This is a genomic window from Endozoicomonas sp., from assembly GCF_965196975.1.
GTDB lineage: Bacteria > Pseudomonadota > Gammaproteobacteria > Pseudomonadales > Endozoicomonadaceae > Endozoicomonas.
In genome coordinates this window covers 4,224,028-4,239,430 of sequence record NZ_OZ239981.1, presented here as the reverse complement: position 1 = coordinate 4,239,430, position 15,403 = coordinate 4,224,028, and the positions used below count along the sequence as shown (strand labels likewise).

Annotated in this window: 10 protein-coding genes; 4 read left to right on the top strand and 6 right to left on the bottom strand. The window is 46.7% G+C overall.

What is annotated here, in order from left to right:
- Window positions 1-135: 135 nt before the first annotated feature.
- Window positions 136-1,767, bottom strand: coding sequence for a hypothetical protein (locus ACOCLE_RS19070; protein ID WP_419533801.1), 1,632 nt, complete (start codon window positions 1,765-1,767; stop codon window positions 136-138).
- A 122-nt stretch (window positions 1,768-1,889) separates the two neighbouring features.
- Here ACOCLE_RS19070 and ACOCLE_RS19065 point away from each other — a divergent pair, with 122 nt between their 5' ends.
- From ACOCLE_RS19065 to aceF, 3 genes are all read left to right on the top strand, one after another.
- On the top strand, window positions 1,890-2,756 hold the full coding sequence (locus ACOCLE_RS19065; RefSeq protein ID WP_419533800.1) for a lysophospholipid acyltransferase family protein: 867 nt from the start codon (window positions 1,890-1,892) through the stop codon (window positions 2,754-2,756).
- A gap of 728 nt (window positions 2,757-3,484) precedes the next feature.
- Window positions 3,485-6,142, top strand: a complete 2,658-nt coding sequence (aceE, locus tag ACOCLE_RS19060) for a pyruvate dehydrogenase (acetyl-transferring), homodimeric type (protein ID WP_419533799.1) — start codon at window positions 3,485-3,487, stop codon at window positions 6,140-6,142.
- A 28-nt stretch (window positions 6,143-6,170) separates the two neighbouring features.
- A complete protein-coding gene (gene aceF, locus ACOCLE_RS19055; protein WP_419533798.1) occupies window positions 6,171-8,132 on the top strand; it encodes a dihydrolipoyllysine-residue acetyltransferase in 1,962 nt (653 codons plus the stop codon).
- A gap of 67 nt (window positions 8,133-8,199) precedes the next feature.
- Here aceF and ACOCLE_RS19050 read toward each other — a convergent pair whose 3' ends face one another.
- The 5 genes from ACOCLE_RS19050 to ACOCLE_RS19030 all read right to left on the bottom strand — a co-directional run bounded on the left by ACOCLE_RS19050 (window position 8,200) and on the right by ACOCLE_RS19030 (window position 14,247).
- A complete protein-coding gene (locus ACOCLE_RS19050) occupies window positions 8,200-9,297 on the bottom strand; it encodes an ankyrin repeat domain-containing protein (protein ID WP_419533797.1) in 1,098 nt (365 codons plus the stop codon).
- A 125-nt stretch (window positions 9,298-9,422) separates the two neighbouring features.
- A complete protein-coding gene (locus ACOCLE_RS19045) occupies window positions 9,423-11,903 on the bottom strand; it encodes a glycoside hydrolase domain-containing protein (protein WP_419533796.1) in 2,481 nt (826 codons plus the stop codon).
- A 143-nt stretch (window positions 11,904-12,046) separates the two neighbouring features.
- Entirely contained in the window at window positions 12,047-12,541 is a 495-nt protein-coding gene (locus tag ACOCLE_RS19040) for a YggT family protein (protein WP_419533795.1), read from the bottom strand.
- A gap of 179 nt (window positions 12,542-12,720) precedes the next feature.
- Window positions 12,721-13,542: a pyrroline-5-carboxylate reductase gene (gene proC / locus ACOCLE_RS19035; RefSeq protein WP_419533794.1), complete on the bottom strand. Its 822-nt coding sequence runs from the start codon at window positions 13,540-13,542 to the stop codon at window positions 12,721-12,723.
- A gap of 6 nt (window positions 13,543-13,548) precedes the next feature.
- Window positions 13,549-14,247 (bottom strand): YggS family pyridoxal phosphate-dependent enzyme, encoded by a 699-nt coding sequence (locus ACOCLE_RS19030; protein WP_419533793.1) that lies wholly within the window; start codon window positions 14,245-14,247, stop codon window positions 13,549-13,551.
- A 68-nt stretch (window positions 14,248-14,315) separates the two neighbouring features.
- Here ACOCLE_RS19030 and ACOCLE_RS19025 point away from each other — a divergent pair, with 68 nt between their 5' ends.
- Window positions 14,316-15,350 carry a type IV pilus twitching motility protein PilT gene (locus tag ACOCLE_RS19025; protein ID WP_419533792.1) on the top strand — a complete coding sequence of 345 codons (1,035 nt, stop codon included), beginning with the start codon at window positions 14,316-14,318 and terminating at the stop codon, window positions 15,348-15,350.
- Window positions 15,351-15,403 lie beyond the last annotated feature (53 nt).

Here is a 15,403-nt window from a genome sequence, read left to right as displayed (position 1 = left end):
CCGCTCTCTTCTGGTTGCTGGAGCCATTTTATGGGAATGGCATTACTATAGCCATATCTCAGTTTTTTAAGATGGTGTCGTTTGAGTTAAGCACTTAGACAGCATCGTGTATATAGGATAGAAACAGCTAATAACTTAAGATGCTTGTATTACAGGCGCGCTTTTTGAAGGCCAAACAATAAAGCTGGTAAAAGCTGGCTTTACATCAAAGTCTCTCATTTCCTTAACCTCTTTTTGAGTAAAATGCTGACAGCCAAATATTTGGCAAAGCGGGCTCTTGAAATGCTTTGAGATGGCAACAACTTTATCCCCTTTTTTAAAAGCTCTTTTGGCGGCAAAAGCTGAAAGTTCACTTGATTTTTCTAAATCTGTAAATTGACCATAAGTCCAGCTTTTGTTTTTCTCCAAAATTTCCAGTGGAATAAGGCCAAAAGTTGGCATTGTAAAATATTTCTTAATTTCTAATATGTCGTAATGATGTTCCAGAGCAATAACATGCTCTAGCAGTTGGATATTTTGAGCAGCCTGTAAGAGCCTTTCTGGAGTAATTTCCTCCTGAAAAGCTCGAGTAAATAGGGAGTGCTCAGAAGCCGAGAGTTTATCAAATATTTCTGCAACCTGCTGAAGGGTTGAAGAAATTTGGCCTGTGCATAGCATTTCCTGAAATGCAAAAGGGTTAAATGGACAGGTAAATGGATTTCGATTGTGAATCAGGAATTCATGATTGCCCAACTGTTCGATATCTATTTCTGCGTATGGGCTATGGTCTAAAAGATCATTCCATAAGCCATGGGTTACGACTGCTTTTAGTGTTGATGCCGTTAGATGGGCTTCTCTGCTAAGAAACGCAAGTGCCAGCAAGTGTGAATATTTACCATGCAGGAAGTTGGCTGACCAGTTGCTGTCCGTAAAACCTGATTTTGCTGCTAGTGGATTGGCTATCTCAGAAGGTACATAACCAATAAATTCTGGGGCATCTCGCAATTGAATACCTGCCTGAGACAAGTTTCCCAAAACTTTCAACAAAGCTCCCTGGGTTTTAGGGGCTGTGGCTTTGACAAATTTTTCGCCCTTTGCACCGTCTGGTTGAGAATATCTATATTTCTGGGAGTTGCATACAGTTTCTGCATCATTTCTGGCGCTTGGTTTGACTTGCTTTTGAATATTTACTTTCTGTGGTGCTGTAAGTTGAAGGTTTATAAAGCCTTCCTTTACAGATAAGTAATCCAGAGGCTGTTTTGAGTCTAATTCTTCAACCAATTTTTGAGGTAACAAACGTCTAAGCTTTGTTCCAACCAGATCAAAAAAACTCAATTGAGCGGGATAATCGAGCATTTTAAGTTTGCAAAGCTTGTATTGAATTTGTTGAAAAGCATTAAGTGGTTTAATGTCAGCCTCTTTCAACGTTGTGCCTCTAGATGAAATCTCGGCAATATGCTGACCAAGTTGTAAACCAACTATATGTTTAGATCGTTCCGTCAAAAAGGTTCCTGGAAGGAGTAGCGATTTAAGATCAATGCGTGATAAGTCCCAGAATAAATTTTTATTGCACTTTACAAGAATGGGACCAGGGTCACTGATTGACCTTTTACTGATAGGAATCTCTCCCAATGGGCTATAATCTGTGCCAATAGCGTGATACCTGTCCTTACGGATTCCCCCAATTGAGGGCTCTGATTTATCAAGGCTTACAGGAAATGCTACTTTTTTTTCTGAAGATAATGCTAGCTGGTATTTCTGATTATCAGTGAATGAAACCCTATCCATAGCTTTAGCTTTTTTTCTCTATTGGTTAAAACGATTTTGATTATATTTAATCTGGAAAGTTCATGTTTTTTGCAAACTATCGATTTTTTTCAGGTTGATGTTACCGGAAAGAGTTTGTGCTGATGTTTTTTGCAAAATTTATTTCTCGTATTCCTTTTAAAGTGATTTATATCATTTCCTATTTCCTCTATTTGTTCATGTTTTATCTTTCCAAATATCGAACAGGAACTGTTCACAAAAATTTGCGACAGGCTTTTCCAGAAAAGAGTGAAAAGTATATTTCTTATGTGGCCAGACAGTTTTACCGTCACCTGTCGGACCTTTCTCTTGAAGTGATTAAAGCCCATAAGATGAGTGCAGAAGAGTTTAAAGAACGTTGCTCAATTCTTGGTGCTGATGCTCTGGAGGCTGTATCAAAAGGAAGGTCCAAGCCAGTCATAGTGTTAACCATACATCAGGGAAACTGGGAGTGGATGCTCCATGCCGTTTCACAGCACCTTGGGGTGCCAATTGACCCGGTTTATAAGCCTTTACACCACAAAGGCTGGGATCAGTTTATCCATGAGATTCGCAGTCGCTTCAACTCCCGTCCCATTCCAATGAAACAGGCTGGACGGGACATCCTTAAGCGCAAAAATGGTTTCCGGCTTTTTGTGATGCTTGCTGACCAGACCCCGGTAGAAGGGGAGCGAAGTTACTGGGTCTCTTATCTCAATAAAGAAGCGCCTTTTTATCTGGGCGCAGAAAAAATTGCTTATTTGACCCAATACCCTGTCTTTTTTGCCCAATGTCGGCGACTGAAGCGTGGCTACTATGAGCTTGAGTTCAAAGAACTTGCAGTGCCTCCTTATGAAAACACCAAAGGCAAAAACAATCATCAGATTATTGATGCTTATGTGAAGGCTGCGGAAGCAGCGATCTATGAACAGCCGGAAACGTTTCTCTGGAGTCATCGTCGTTGGAAAAGAAGCCGGAAACGTGATCAGTGAAACGCGGCTCCGCAGGGCTTGGTCCAGTAGGGAATTCCTCTTAGTTCAAATTCCTTTTTATAGGTAATTAGCTACTTGATGGTGCCATGTATTGACTAATATCAAATTTTCTCTCGACAGAATCTGAGGTAGTTCGGTTTTTAACCAATAAACTCCATAATTGACTGAGCATGGGCTGAATTGTTTGTTTTTGTTACTGGTGTCGCGAGATTTTTCCTGAAAAATCAATACTTTTTGTAAAAAAACTACACGTAAGTACTGGTACTCATTGCGGGAATTGCTTATCTTGTAGTTATATTACATTTGATTAATATCAATTTTTTTTTAAGCTTGGGCTGTTAGACGAAATTTGTTCGGTATGCTTGATGTTGCAAGTGATCAACCATTAACAATAGCGAACACAAAGTTTGGTGTGGCAGTTTGATACGTCAACAGGCGTAGGGGTCAGCAGAATTGCTACTCGCTTGGCAGGGTAACTGGGCATCAGACTCACCTGTGAAGCTGGCGAGATAAAGAGCATTACCTCATATGGGAGGGGCTGTCTGATCCATTCCGACCATTATGTCCGGAAACTCTGATCCAGGTTCAGGGCAGGATTCGTATTCCTGCCCTGACTTTGTTTCGTCTGCGCCTGACCTGGGAGTTTGGCTGAGAATAGATTGCCCTGTATTGTTGGCAGTCTATTCTCAGTCAGGTTCCCAGCTCTATCGATCTTGGAGCCGATTTGTATGCATGATATCGACCCTATAGAAACCAGGGAATGGCTGGAAGCACTGGATTCCGTACTTGAGCAGGAAGGTGAAGACCGTGCTCATTTTCTGCTGACCCGGCTTTCCCAGCACGCTCGTGCCAAAGGCACGCAGCTGCCATACGCTATTACTACCCCTTATCGCAATACGATAGCTCCTGAAAAAGAAGCCCGTATGCCTGGCGACCTGTTCATGGAGCGCCGTATTCGCTCGCTGGTTCGCTGGAATGCGCTGGCCATGGTTATGCGCGCCAACAAGAAGGACAGCAGCCTGGGCGGCCATATCTCTTCCTTTGCCTCCAGTGCCACTCTGTACGACATCGGTTACAACTACTTCTTCCACGGCCATGAAAGTGATCGTGAAGGCGATCTGGTGTATTACCAGGGTCACGTAGCACCTGGTATCTACTCTCGAGCCTTTCTGGAAGGCCGTCTGGACGAGAGCCAGCTGGATAATTTCCGTCAGGAAGTGGATGGCAATGGCCTGTCTTCCTACCCACACCCTAAGCTGATGCCCGACTTCTGGCAGTTCCCGACCGTATCCATGGGCCTTGGCCCACTGCAGGCGATCTATCAGGCTCACTTCATGAAGTACCTGATTAACCGCGGCATGTCTCAGGATCAAAACCGTAAGGTCTGGGCATTCCTTGGGGATGGTGAGATGGATGAGCCGGAATCTCTCGGTGCCATCTCTCTGGCCGGTCGTGAGAAGCTGGATAATCTGATCTTCGTGGTCAACTGTAACCTGCAGCGTCTTGATGGCCCGGTACGTGGTAACGGTAAGATCATTCAGGAACTGGAAGGCGTCTTCCGTGGCGCTGGCTGGAATGTCATCAAGGTTGTCTGGGGGCGTCATTGGGATCCGCTGCTGGCCCAGGACAAGCATGGCAAGCTGCAGGAAGTGATGGATAAAGCCGTTGATGGTGATTACCAGAACTGTAAGGCGAAAGGCGGTGCCTGGACCCGTGAGCACTTCTTTGGCCGTGACCCTGAAGCTCTGAAGCTGGTTGAACACCTGTCTGATGATGATATCTGGCGTCTGAACCGTGGTGGTCATGACCCATACAAAGTCTTCGCTGCGTACCACGAAGCTGTTAACCATAATGGCCAGCCTACCGTCATTCTTGCCAAGACGGTTAAGGGTTACGGTACCGGTGCCACCGGTGAAGCGGCCAACGTCAGCCACAATGTTAAGAAGCTGCCGGTTGATGACCTGAAGCACTTCCGTGATCGCTTTGACTTGCCCATCAAAGACGAAGATATTGAGACTCTGCCTTACTTCAAGCCAGACGCTGACAGCCCTGAAATGAAGTACATGCGCAAGCGTCGTGAAAAGCTGGGTGGCTTTATTCCACAGCGTCGTGTGGAAACCGATGTTAAGCTGGAAATTCCTGGCCTTGAGGCTTTTGAAGCCGTGACCAAGGGCAGTGGTGAGCGTGAAATTTCCACCACCATGGCTTACGTTCGTATTCTTGGCGCACTGGCCAAAGACAAGAGCCTTGGCAAGCACATCGTGCCGATCATCCCTGATGAAGCGCGTACCTTTGGTATGGAAGGTATGTTCCGTCAGCTGGGTATCTACTCTGCGGAAGGCCAGAACTATGAGCCGGTAGACTCCGACCAGGTCATGTTCTACAAAGAATCCAAGCAGGGCCAGATTCTGGAAGCGGGCATTAACGAAGCGGGTGCTCATGCTGCGTGGATTGCTGCTGCAACGTCTTACAGCAGTAACAACGTTCCGATGATCCCATTCTACGCGTTCTATTCTATGTTTGGTTTCCAGCGTACTGGCGATCTGGCATGGGCAGCGGGTGATATCCAGGCTCGTGGCTTCCTGATTGGTGCTACTGCTGGTCGTACCACTCTGAACGGTGAAGGTCTGCAGCATCAGGACGGTCACAGCCATATTCTGGCATCCACCGTACCGAACTGCATCAGCTACGACCCGACCTACGGCTACGAAATGGCTGTGATTATCCAGAATGGTCTGCAGCGTATGTATGGCAACGGTGAGAATGTCTGGTACTACATCACCGCCATGAATGAAAACTACCGTCAGCCAGCGCTGCCGGAAGGTCCAGAAGTGATCGAAGGCATCATCAAGGGGCTTTACAACCTGGAAGAAAACTCCCGTAACCAGGGACCTAAGGTCCAGTTGATGGGTTGTGGCACTATCCTTGAAGAAGTCCGTGCTGCTGCCGGTATTCTGCGTGATGAGTTCAACGTTGAATCTGATATCTGGAGCGCAACCAGCTTTAACGAGCTGGCCCGTGATGGTCAGGATGCCAAGCGTTACAACATGCTGAACCCTGAAGCCGAGAAAAAAGTCAGCTGGGTTGAGAAGCAGCTGTCTGGTCGAAAAGGTCCTGTTGTTGCCGCTACTGACTATATGAGCCTGTACGCCAACCAGATCCGCGAGTTTGTGCCTGCAACGTTCGTGTCTCTGGGTACTGACGGATTTGGTCGTTCCGACACCCGTGAACAGCTGCGTCGCTTCTTCGAGGTAGATCGTTACTTCATCGTGGTCGCTGCCCTGTATGCGCTGGTTCAGGATGGTGAGCTGGATGCGTCTGTTGTCAGTCAGGCCATCAAGAAGTTTGATATTGACCCAACCAGAGCTAACCCTCTGTATTGCTGAGTCTGGAACTGAAGAGAAGGTATGAGGAATGAGTGACGAAATCATCAAGGTTCCAGATATCGGCAGTGGTGAGGCAGAAGTCATCGAAATCTGCGTCAAGCCTGGTGATACGGTATCGGCCGAAGACTCCCTGATTGTTCTGGAGTCTGACAAGGCAACCATGGAAGTCCCGGCACCACGCGATGGCGTGGTGACCGAAGTGCTGCTGACGGTTGGTGACAATGTCAGCGAAGGGGCTCCGATGGTTAAGATGGCTGCTGCAGGCACTGCCGCAGCAGCACCTGAGGTTGTTGAGCAGGCAGCAGAAGCTCCTGTTGCGGCGGCTCCGGTAGCTGACGTTGCACCAGCACCAGCGGGTGGATCCCATATTGAATCTGTGCATGTGCCTGATATCGGTGCTGAGAATGTGCCGGTTATTGAGGTTTGTGTGAAGGTTGGGGACACCGTTGCCCTGGAAGACTCATTGATTGTTCTGGAGTCGGACAAAGCAACCATGGAAGTGCCTTCCCCGGTTGAAGGCGTTGTGAAAGCCATTCACGTCAAGGAAGGTGATGCCCTGAATCAGGGTGACCTGGTGATTGACGTTGAAGTGAATAGTGGTGCTGTTACTGTCTCTAATGAGCCGGCATCGGTTTCTGCAGCGGCTCCAGAGCCTGCTGCTGCCGCACCAGCGGCACCTGCCCCTCAGGCTGGACCTCGTATTGAGAAAGTAACCGTACCGGATATTGGTGCTGAGAATGTTCCAGTCATTGAGGTCTGTGTCAGCGTTGGCGACCAGGTTGAAGAAGAAACTTCACTGATCGTGCTGGAGTCTGACAAGGCGACCATGGAAGTACCTTCGCCGTTTGCCGGTGTTGTGAAAGCCATCATGGTCAAAGAGGGAGACACCCTTAGTCAGGGCGACCTGATTCTGGATATTGAAGTGTCTGGTGGGGTTGAAGTACCCGCTGTCATCCAGCCTGCTCCAGCGGCTGCTGCGCCTGCTACTGCACCACAGAAACAGGAAACTGTTTCCCGTGCACCATCAGCGCCACCACCACGTGCCGAAGCACACCCTGTGGAACTTGAGCGTGCCAACCGTAAGTTCCATGCTGGCCCTGCGGTGCGCAAACTGGCCCGTGAGTTTGGTGTTGACCTTGCGGAAGTAACCGGCACTGGTCCACGTCGTCGCATTCTTAAAGAAGACGTGCAGAAGTACGTCAAGATGCGTCTCAGTGAAAAGCCTCAGGCTGCTCAAGGTGTTTCTTCTGGCCTGGGTATTCCTGCCATGCCAGAGATCGACTTCAGCAAGTGGGGTGACATTGAGAAGGTTGCCCTGAACCGTCTGCGCAAAGTGGCGGCTCAGAACTTCCAGCGCTCCTGGTTGAACGTGCCGCACGTTACCCAGTTTGATGAGTGTGACATCTCTGAACTGGAAGCGTTCCGTAAATCTCAGAAAGCGCTGGCAGAGGCCCGTGGTACCAAACTGACACCATTGCCGTTTATCCTGAAAGCCGTTGCTTATGTGCTGAAAGAGCTGCCACAGTTCTGCACTTCCCTGAGCCCGGATGGCGAAACGCTTATCTACAAGAAGTACATCAATATTGGTGTCGCGGTAGATACTCCAGATGGCCTGCTGGTTCCGGTCATCAAGAATGTGGATCAGAAGAGTCTGTGGGAGCTGTCTGCTGAGTGTATTGAGCTGGCTGGCAAGGCTCGTGGTAAGAAGCTGAAGCCTGATGAAATGCAGGGTGGCTGCTTTACGATCTCCAGCCTTGGCTCTATCGGTGGTACGGCGTTTACTCCGATCGTCAATGCGCCAGAAGTGGCCATTCTTGGCCTGTCCAAGGCTTCCATGAAGCCGGTATGGAATGGCAAGGAGTTTGATCCGAAGCTGATGCTGCCTCTGTCCCTGTCTTATGACCACAGAGCAATCAATGGTGCGGATGCTGCACGTTTCACCACCATGCTGGGTGAACTGTTGACGGATATTCGTAAATTGTTGTTGTAATGCAGATGCCTCAGGGAAGTTTTTCCCTGAGGCTTTTCATATGATTTTTTCTGCTGGAGTCTTTGTTTTATTTCCTTACTCTAACCATCTTTGCCTGAGCAGATGTTTTTTGCTCTTTCTCAGACCTTGCATTTTCTTTTTCTTCGGGCTTCACCCAATCATGGTCAAATAGAAGTTTTTCGATTTTTCTAAAATCTTCCATATCTTCCATATCTTCCATATCTTCCATATCTTCCTGTTTCCTGGGCTCAGGTAATTCTTGTATCTGTTGAACGTCTGCTCCGTGCTTAAGTAAGAGCTCGGTCAATTCGGGAGACCTTAGAAAGCTGACCGCATTTTGTAACGCCGTCATACCTAGACAATCTTTAAGGCTTAGATCAGGCCCATGAATCAAAAGCAACCTAATGATCTCAATATAAGCCGCTTCTGTATCATCACTCATCATTGCTCTAATGAGTGGAGGGTCATTTTCAAAATTAATAGCGTTAATATCTACATATGCTCCTTCTAGCAGGAACTTTAATAGGTATTTATTGTTATACTCAATGACTAAGTGGATGAATGGATTTTTATGATCATATTTATTGGGGTTGAAAATGCCATTCTCAATCAAAAATGCTACTGGACCATTTAAATTTTGAGATAAGCAATAATCAATAATCCGTTTTATAGTGCTTTGATCGAGATCGGGGGATAGTAACGATAGCTTTTCTCCAAAATTATCGAGTAAATAATAAATACCAGAACAGTCTCTTTGCAATTTAACTTGATCACTGACTTCTGAATCAGTAGCCAATATGCCAGATGAAACAGAATCAGTTTCAGAGACCTCTGATTGTGACGGGGTTAATCTCTGTATATCCAATCTGGATGGTGCTTCTATTAACTGGCCAGGTATAAAGCCAGAAGGTGGCTTCCTTATCGAAAGTCTACAGGAAATATTGCGCTCAAGCCTGACCGGAGAAGAATATTTAGGTCTGTACTTTGTGCCCTTTTCGTCCATTAGGAAGTTATCAAGCAACCACTTTGTTACTTTGTCATGTGGACTTGTGCGACGTATTCCATGTTTGCCAACTTTGCTTAAATTTCTATCTGGCTGTCCTGTCTGATCATGTTCTGGCTGTATTATCTCTTCTCGCCGTTTGGTTAAGTTAGAAGACATCATATTCTTAATATTTCCTGATATTTGAAGATTGGATTCATTTGGCAAAAATATGATTGATGTTGTTTTATTAATAAAGTTATATTTCTAGATTGTTAATATATAGCTTTTGAGGTGGGTTTTTGATTTTATTTTTGGTTGATGATCTTTAAATAGATCATTTTGCGTATATCAATCATGTCTTTATTGGTTAGTTCAGACGCAATCAACCATTCATTAGAGATGAGTTCTGATATGCCAGCCAAAGTGTTTTCAAATTTTGGATTGCTTAAAGATTTATCCTTAAGCAATTGTATCAATCTAAGATCAATGGTTGCTTCATGTAAATCAAGAAAACGACGATGGATATCCAATGATTTCGGACATTGGTTTGCTGAAGGATAGATATACATAACATCACCCTCTCTACCATCCGTCGGATCAAACGGATCGGCAGTGGGCATACGACCATGCCATTGTAAATAGCCTTCAGCACTCGATCTCCAGAGGAAAAGACCGGCGGCTAATCGAGGCTCTGGCATATTGTACAGCCAGACTGAGCTGTTTTTCTGCAACTGCTTAATACTTTCTTCAGTAACCTCTATGCCATGGTTGATCAGGAGAAGGTCTGTTGTTTCTGCCAGTTCAGCCTGGCTTTCATTGTTTAGATGACCTGCGGTCTTAAATTGTAGAGAACCATCTTTCAGAAGTCTGGCAGTGCTCTTTATCTGTGAAAACGTGTCATTGGCAGGTTCATCAAAAATTGACCAGTAAATCTCTGGCAGTTCCTGATCTTTCAATAATTGCTGAAGCTTCATTAAGTCAGCACCTGCACTGAGTTCGCTCTTTTGCTGCAACAGACGTTTCAGTGGCGAATAGGCTAATATTTTACCATCGAACCCAAAGCGCTTTACCTGCTTCAGTTGTTGAATAAATTCTTGTCGACTCGCTTCTGTATCGGGTGTTGGCAATGCTGGTGCAACGGTACTGAAACCATGGGAGGCCAATAAAGAGAGGTCACAAGAAGTGGCAGTCGAGGTCTGGCCTTCCAGTGACTTGAACCATTGGTAGTAGGGTGTTGGTTCCAGGTAAAGGCCCACTGGTGTTTCCAGCTTCGGAAGAACGACCGGAAGTACTCGTACTTTGTAGTCCAGGAGTTTCAATTCACCTCGGCTGAACAGCTGAATTTTGCCAGAGTAGTCACCAGAAAATGCTTCAGAAGGAACATTCACCTGGACATAAAGGCGCCTCGGCTTCTTATTGGATAGCTGAATGCTTTCCATATCCGCCCGAAGATAACTGTCATCCAGTATCAGTGAGGTTGCATTAGGTGCTGGCCTTTCAAAGCGCCAGTGTCCATAGCGAGTGGTTACCTTTAATGACTTCCCATCCGATGATTTTGGAGGGGATACAACGATAACCGGGGCGATATCATCAACAGGGCTCTCTATTTCAAAGGTCAGGTTAAGAATGGTGTCTCTTGCTACAAGATAATATGCTTCATCATCTTTTACCTGTTGACTGATATCCTCCAGTGAGAGCCCGTCTGGAGGGCTGTATTGCGGATTATGTACAGACCATTGATTAAGAAAGCGTTCACGGCGTTTTTCCTGTGTGGCCTGGGCAAAGATTCCATCAAGTGGTTCTAATACCAGTGCGGATATATATCGGGCATCATAATCACCTTTCAGGTCAATGTTGAGCATCCCGTCAGAGACCTGAATATTCTGGCTGATAAAGCCACTTCGGCGTTTTCCAACCAGAGACCATAGGTCTCCATCGATACCTCCCTCTTTTTTCCTGCCAGCCAGATAGACATTGTTGATCCACTGCTCTCTGGTGAACTTCTCATCAATGATCGTCGTTCCATTGGCGATAATTTGTCGTGTAAGAAAGTGTGGCAGGTATTCCCACTCCCCCTGATCTTGTGTCCACAGACTGAGCTTCCATTGCCCGTCCGACCAGGGTATCTGGAGGCTTGTCACGCCACTGATACCATCACGAATCAGTGAGTCGCCTGATGTTCGGACGCGCTCGGTTATTTTACCCTTGAGATATGAGCTGTTCTTGCCAATGGATTCAAAGCCAGGGAAAGCCGCGCTGTTGCCTGAACCAAAATCCAGTGCAAGCGTTTGTTCCGGAAGCTTACTCGCGGCACTGATAAGAATTTTCTCAAGTTGGATACCTGCCCACATGTCGGCACCAAACACGAAGAGTTTGGAGTAGGGCTGTTTAAATGGCTTACCACTGGACGCTTTCAAACCGGAGAGGGGCAAGATCAGTTCAAAGGAGCCTGGGGATAATGTAAATTCCTGGTTGACTCGTGACCGATAATCCGAGGAGTCTTCATTATCGAGACGAACAATCAGTATTTGCTGTTTTTTCGACTCATTCTGGCCGCTGATAATCAGTTCAGAGCCATTCTCGAAACGGCTCTGATCGAAAGTATGAATAAAAGGAGGCGAGCCTGCTTCGGTCAGTAGCAGCTGCTCACTGTTGGCAACTGTAGTAAAAAAACTAAAGCTTAAGGCACAGGCGGTTAATGAAAGTTGTTTCACTGCCGTTTTTTCAATGAACCTTACAACTGGCCATAGGTGCTTTTGAAGGGTGTGCTCAATAGCCTGTCCCATGGTACTTTCAGCGGCCTCATCGTTATTGGAGGAATAGCCTTAATATCGACGGGAAAGAGGTTGGTTAAAGCCACTAAACAGGATACGAAGGAAACGTTACCGGCTCTGATCTTGATATTAGAGCCGGTATTGAAAACTCATGGTCAGGCCAGTGCAGCCAGGAAGTTCTTCAAAGTGATAATAATAATCACCAGAACCATCAGAGAGAAATCCAGCCCGCCGAGCGGTGGAATCACTTTACGGATTCGGCTGGTGAGCGGCTCGGTAATTTGCAGGAGCAGCATTAGTCCCGGATTATAGCTGTTTGGGGCAACCCAGCTGGCAATGGCGATAATGATCAGGCTGAACATATAGATATTCAGGAATTCTATGCCCAGTTTAATCAAGCCACTGATCAAGACACTGGGGAAAGGAATGGTTGCCAGAGAGTAGCCACCCATCAATAGCAGTACATAGAGCAGTATGATCTGAAGTATTAGCGCCAGAACCAGAGAAGCCATATCCACGCCACCATAACCGGGAATAATCTTGCGGATAGGGTTTAGTAGTGGTGATGTAGCCTTCACTATGGCTTGAGAAATAGGGTTATAAAAGTCGGCCCGAACGAGCTGAAGCAGAAAGCGAATCAATACAGCCATGATATACAAACCGCCTAGGGTTTGGATCAGGAAGCTGAGACTCGAAGAAAGTGCAGACATAGAGCGTATTGGATACCCGTCATGTAAAGGTATAAGGGAATAATAGCCTTATACTTAAGTTAATAATCTTTACGCATAATACAATAAAGACTCGCCATCTCACGTCAACAGGATGAAAATCAGTCTTTTAACGATTCTGCCAGTTCTATCGACCGGTTTACGGCCGCATTCATAGCCTTCTCAACCAGCTCGGGGAGCCCCTGCTCCTGAAAAGTCTTTATTGCCTGCTCAGTCGTGCCATTTGGAGAGGTAATACGGCGGCGCAGTTCCGCCGCGTCAACATCACTTTCCGTTGCCATTCGGGCTGCACCAAGAGCGGTTTGCAGGGTCAGCTGTCGAGAAGTTTCCACATCAAGGCCGAGGCGGGAACCCACCTGTTCCATAATCTCCATCAGGAGGAAGTAGTAGGCTGGGCCGCTGCCAGAAACAGCAATAACGGCATCAATCAACGACTCCTGATCAACCCATTTGGCAATGCCAATTGCATTGAAGATGTCATCAGTCAGTGTTTTATGATCAGTGCTGACATTGTTGTTGGCATACAGACCGCTGGCACCACACTGCAGAAGAGACGGTGTATTCGGCATGCTGCGAACAATAGAAAGGTGCTCCCCACCCCACTTTTGTAGGCTTTCCATGGTAATGCCAGCAGCGACGGAGATGATCAGGGCATTCGGTTTTATGGACGGACTTAAGTCCATTAGAACTTCTTTCATCACCTGTGGTTTCACGCAAAGCATAATGACGTCAGCTTTGCCAACGGCCTGATGGTTATCCACAGTCGTTTCAATGTTAAATTTTTCGCGGATATTGGAAAGCGTTGCTTCCGTTCTTGCGGTAGCAATCAGCTGGTAGGTTGGCCAGCCATTATTGATCAGACCTCCAATGATGCTGCTGGCCATATTGCCAGCGCCGATAAAAGCAATGGTTGATTCGTTCATGAGTTGTTATCCGTTGGAGTAGTTTCTGGAACCAAAAAGAGCAGTTCCTATGCGAACGATGGTTGAACCTTCCTGTATAGCCGCCTCAAGGTCATCCGTCATACCCATGGACAGGGTATCCATATTCAGAGAGAACTCTTTATTCAGAGCGTGTAAGGTATTGTTTAATACCCTGAAAGGTTCACACTGTTTTTCAGTATTTGCTTCAGGGGCTGGAATAGCCATCAGACCACGCAGCTTAAGGTTGGGTAAGTTGGTAATGGACTGAACCAGTGAAGGAAGTGCTTGAAGATCGATTCCTGCCTTGGTGCCTTCCCCACTGATATTGACCTGCAGGCAGATATTTAATGGTGGAAGCTCGTCAGGGCGCTGATCATTTAGCCTCTGCGCGACTTTCAGGCGGTCAACACTGTGAACCCAGTCGAAGTGGTTACTGATATCCCGGGTTTTGTTTGACTGAATCGGGCCGATGAAATGCCAGTGGATGTCCGAAAGGTCACGGAGCTCATTAATTTTGCCTAAAGCTTCCTGAAGATAGCTTTCGCCAAAATGCTTTTGACCCAGATGCCATGCTTCACGCACCATAGAGGCAGGTTTGGTTTTGCTGACGGCCAGCAGTTGCACTTGTCCATCGCGATTGCAGGCTTGCTCAGCTTGATGAATTCGGTCATAAACCCGTTGAAATCGGTTTTGTAATAAGGTCATCAGGTTGTACATTACCGGGTAAATAAATTGGCTATTTTACCTGCTTCCTGGTGTAAGGGGGATAATAAATGGATATTACTGAGCTGTTGGCATTCAGCTTTAAACAGGGGGCTTCGGATCTGCATCTGTCAGCAGGGCTTCCGCCAATTATTCGCATGGATGGCGATGTGCGTCGTATTAATCTGCCGCCCATGGATCAGAAGAAAATTCATGGGTTGATCTACGATATCATGAATGACAAGCAGCGAAAGGACTTCGAGGAACATCTGGAAACAGACTTCTCCTTTGAGGTACCTGGTGTTGCCCGTTTCCGTGTGAATGCCTTCAATCATAACCGGGGTACAGGTGCTGTATTTCGTACCATTCCCAGTAAAGTGCTGACCATGGATGATTTGAGCATGGGGCAGGTGTTTAAAACCATTGCCGACAAGCCCAGAGGGCTCGTACTGGTTACCGGCCCTACTGGCTCTGGTAAGAGTACAACGCTGGCTGCCATGCTGGATTACATCAATGACACCAAATACCACCATATCCTGACCATTGAAGACCCTATTGAATTTATCCACACTCCGAAGAAATGTCTGATAAACCAGCGGGAAGTACACCGGGATACCCATAGCTTCAGTAACGCTCTGAGGTCGGCGCTGCGTGAAGACCCGGATATTATTCTCGTTGGTGAGATGCGAGACCTGGAAACTATCCGTCTGGCGATGACTGCGGCTGAAACCGGTCACCTGGTGTTTGGTACTCTGCACACCACTTCGGCAGCCAAAACCATTGACCGTATTGTCGATGTCTTCCCAGCGGAAGAGAAGTCGATGGTTCGTGCCATGCTTTCTGAATCGCTTCAGGCTGTGATCTCGCAAACACTTTTGAAGAAAAACGGTGGAGGCCGTGTTGCGGCCCATGAGATCATGCTCGGTACTGCAGGTATTCGAAATCTGATTCGGGAAGATAAGGTTGCCCAGATGTACTCGGCCATTCAGACTGGTGGTGGGTTAGGCATGCAAACATTGGATCAGTGTCTGATGAACCTGATGAAAAAGGGACTGATCACCCGTGATGTTGCTCGTGAAAAGGCCAAGGATCGAGACGCATTTTAAGTGTCCCGGAGGCTTTTGAGTTTATCTTTCCATTGTGCTCTCAGGCTGCTTAG

Excerpts from the sequence above, each read along its gene's own strand:
- ACOCLE_RS19030 (WP_419533793.1), bottom strand. The coding sequence starts at position 14,247 with ATGACCTTATTACAAAACCGATTTCAACGGGTTTATGACCGAATTCAT.
- ACOCLE_RS19025 (WP_419533792.1), top strand. The coding sequence starts at position 14,316 with ATGGATATTACTGAGCTGTTGGCATTCAGCTTTAAACAGGGGGCTTCG.
- aceE (WP_419533799.1), top strand. The coding sequence starts at position 3,485 with ATGCATGATATCGACCCTATAGAAACCAGGGAATGGCTGGAAGCACTG.
- ACOCLE_RS19065 (WP_419533800.1), top strand. The coding sequence starts at position 1,890 with ATGTTTTTTGCAAAATTTATTTCTCGTATTCCTTTTAAAGTGATTTAT.
- ACOCLE_RS19040 (WP_419533795.1), bottom strand. The coding sequence starts at position 12,541 with ATGGCTGTATTGATTCGCTTTCTGCTTCAGCTCGTTCGGGCCGACTTT.
- proC (WP_419533794.1), bottom strand. The coding sequence starts at position 13,542 with ATGAACGAATCAACCATTGCTTTTATCGGCGCTGGCAATATGGCCAGC.
- ACOCLE_RS19070 (WP_419533801.1), bottom strand. The coding sequence starts at position 1,767 with ATGGATAGGGTTTCATTCACTGATAATCAGAAATACCAGCTAGCATTA.
- aceF (WP_419533798.1), top strand. The coding sequence starts at position 6,171 with ATGAGTGACGAAATCATCAAGGTTCCAGATATCGGCAGTGGTGAGGCA.
- ACOCLE_RS19050 (WP_419533797.1), bottom strand. The coding sequence starts at position 9,297 with ATGATGTCTTCTAACTTAACCAAACGGCGAGAAGAGATAATACAGCCA.
- ACOCLE_RS19045 (WP_419533796.1), bottom strand. The coding sequence starts at position 11,903 with ATGGGACAGGCTATTGAGCACACCCTTCAAAAGCACCTATGGCCAGTT.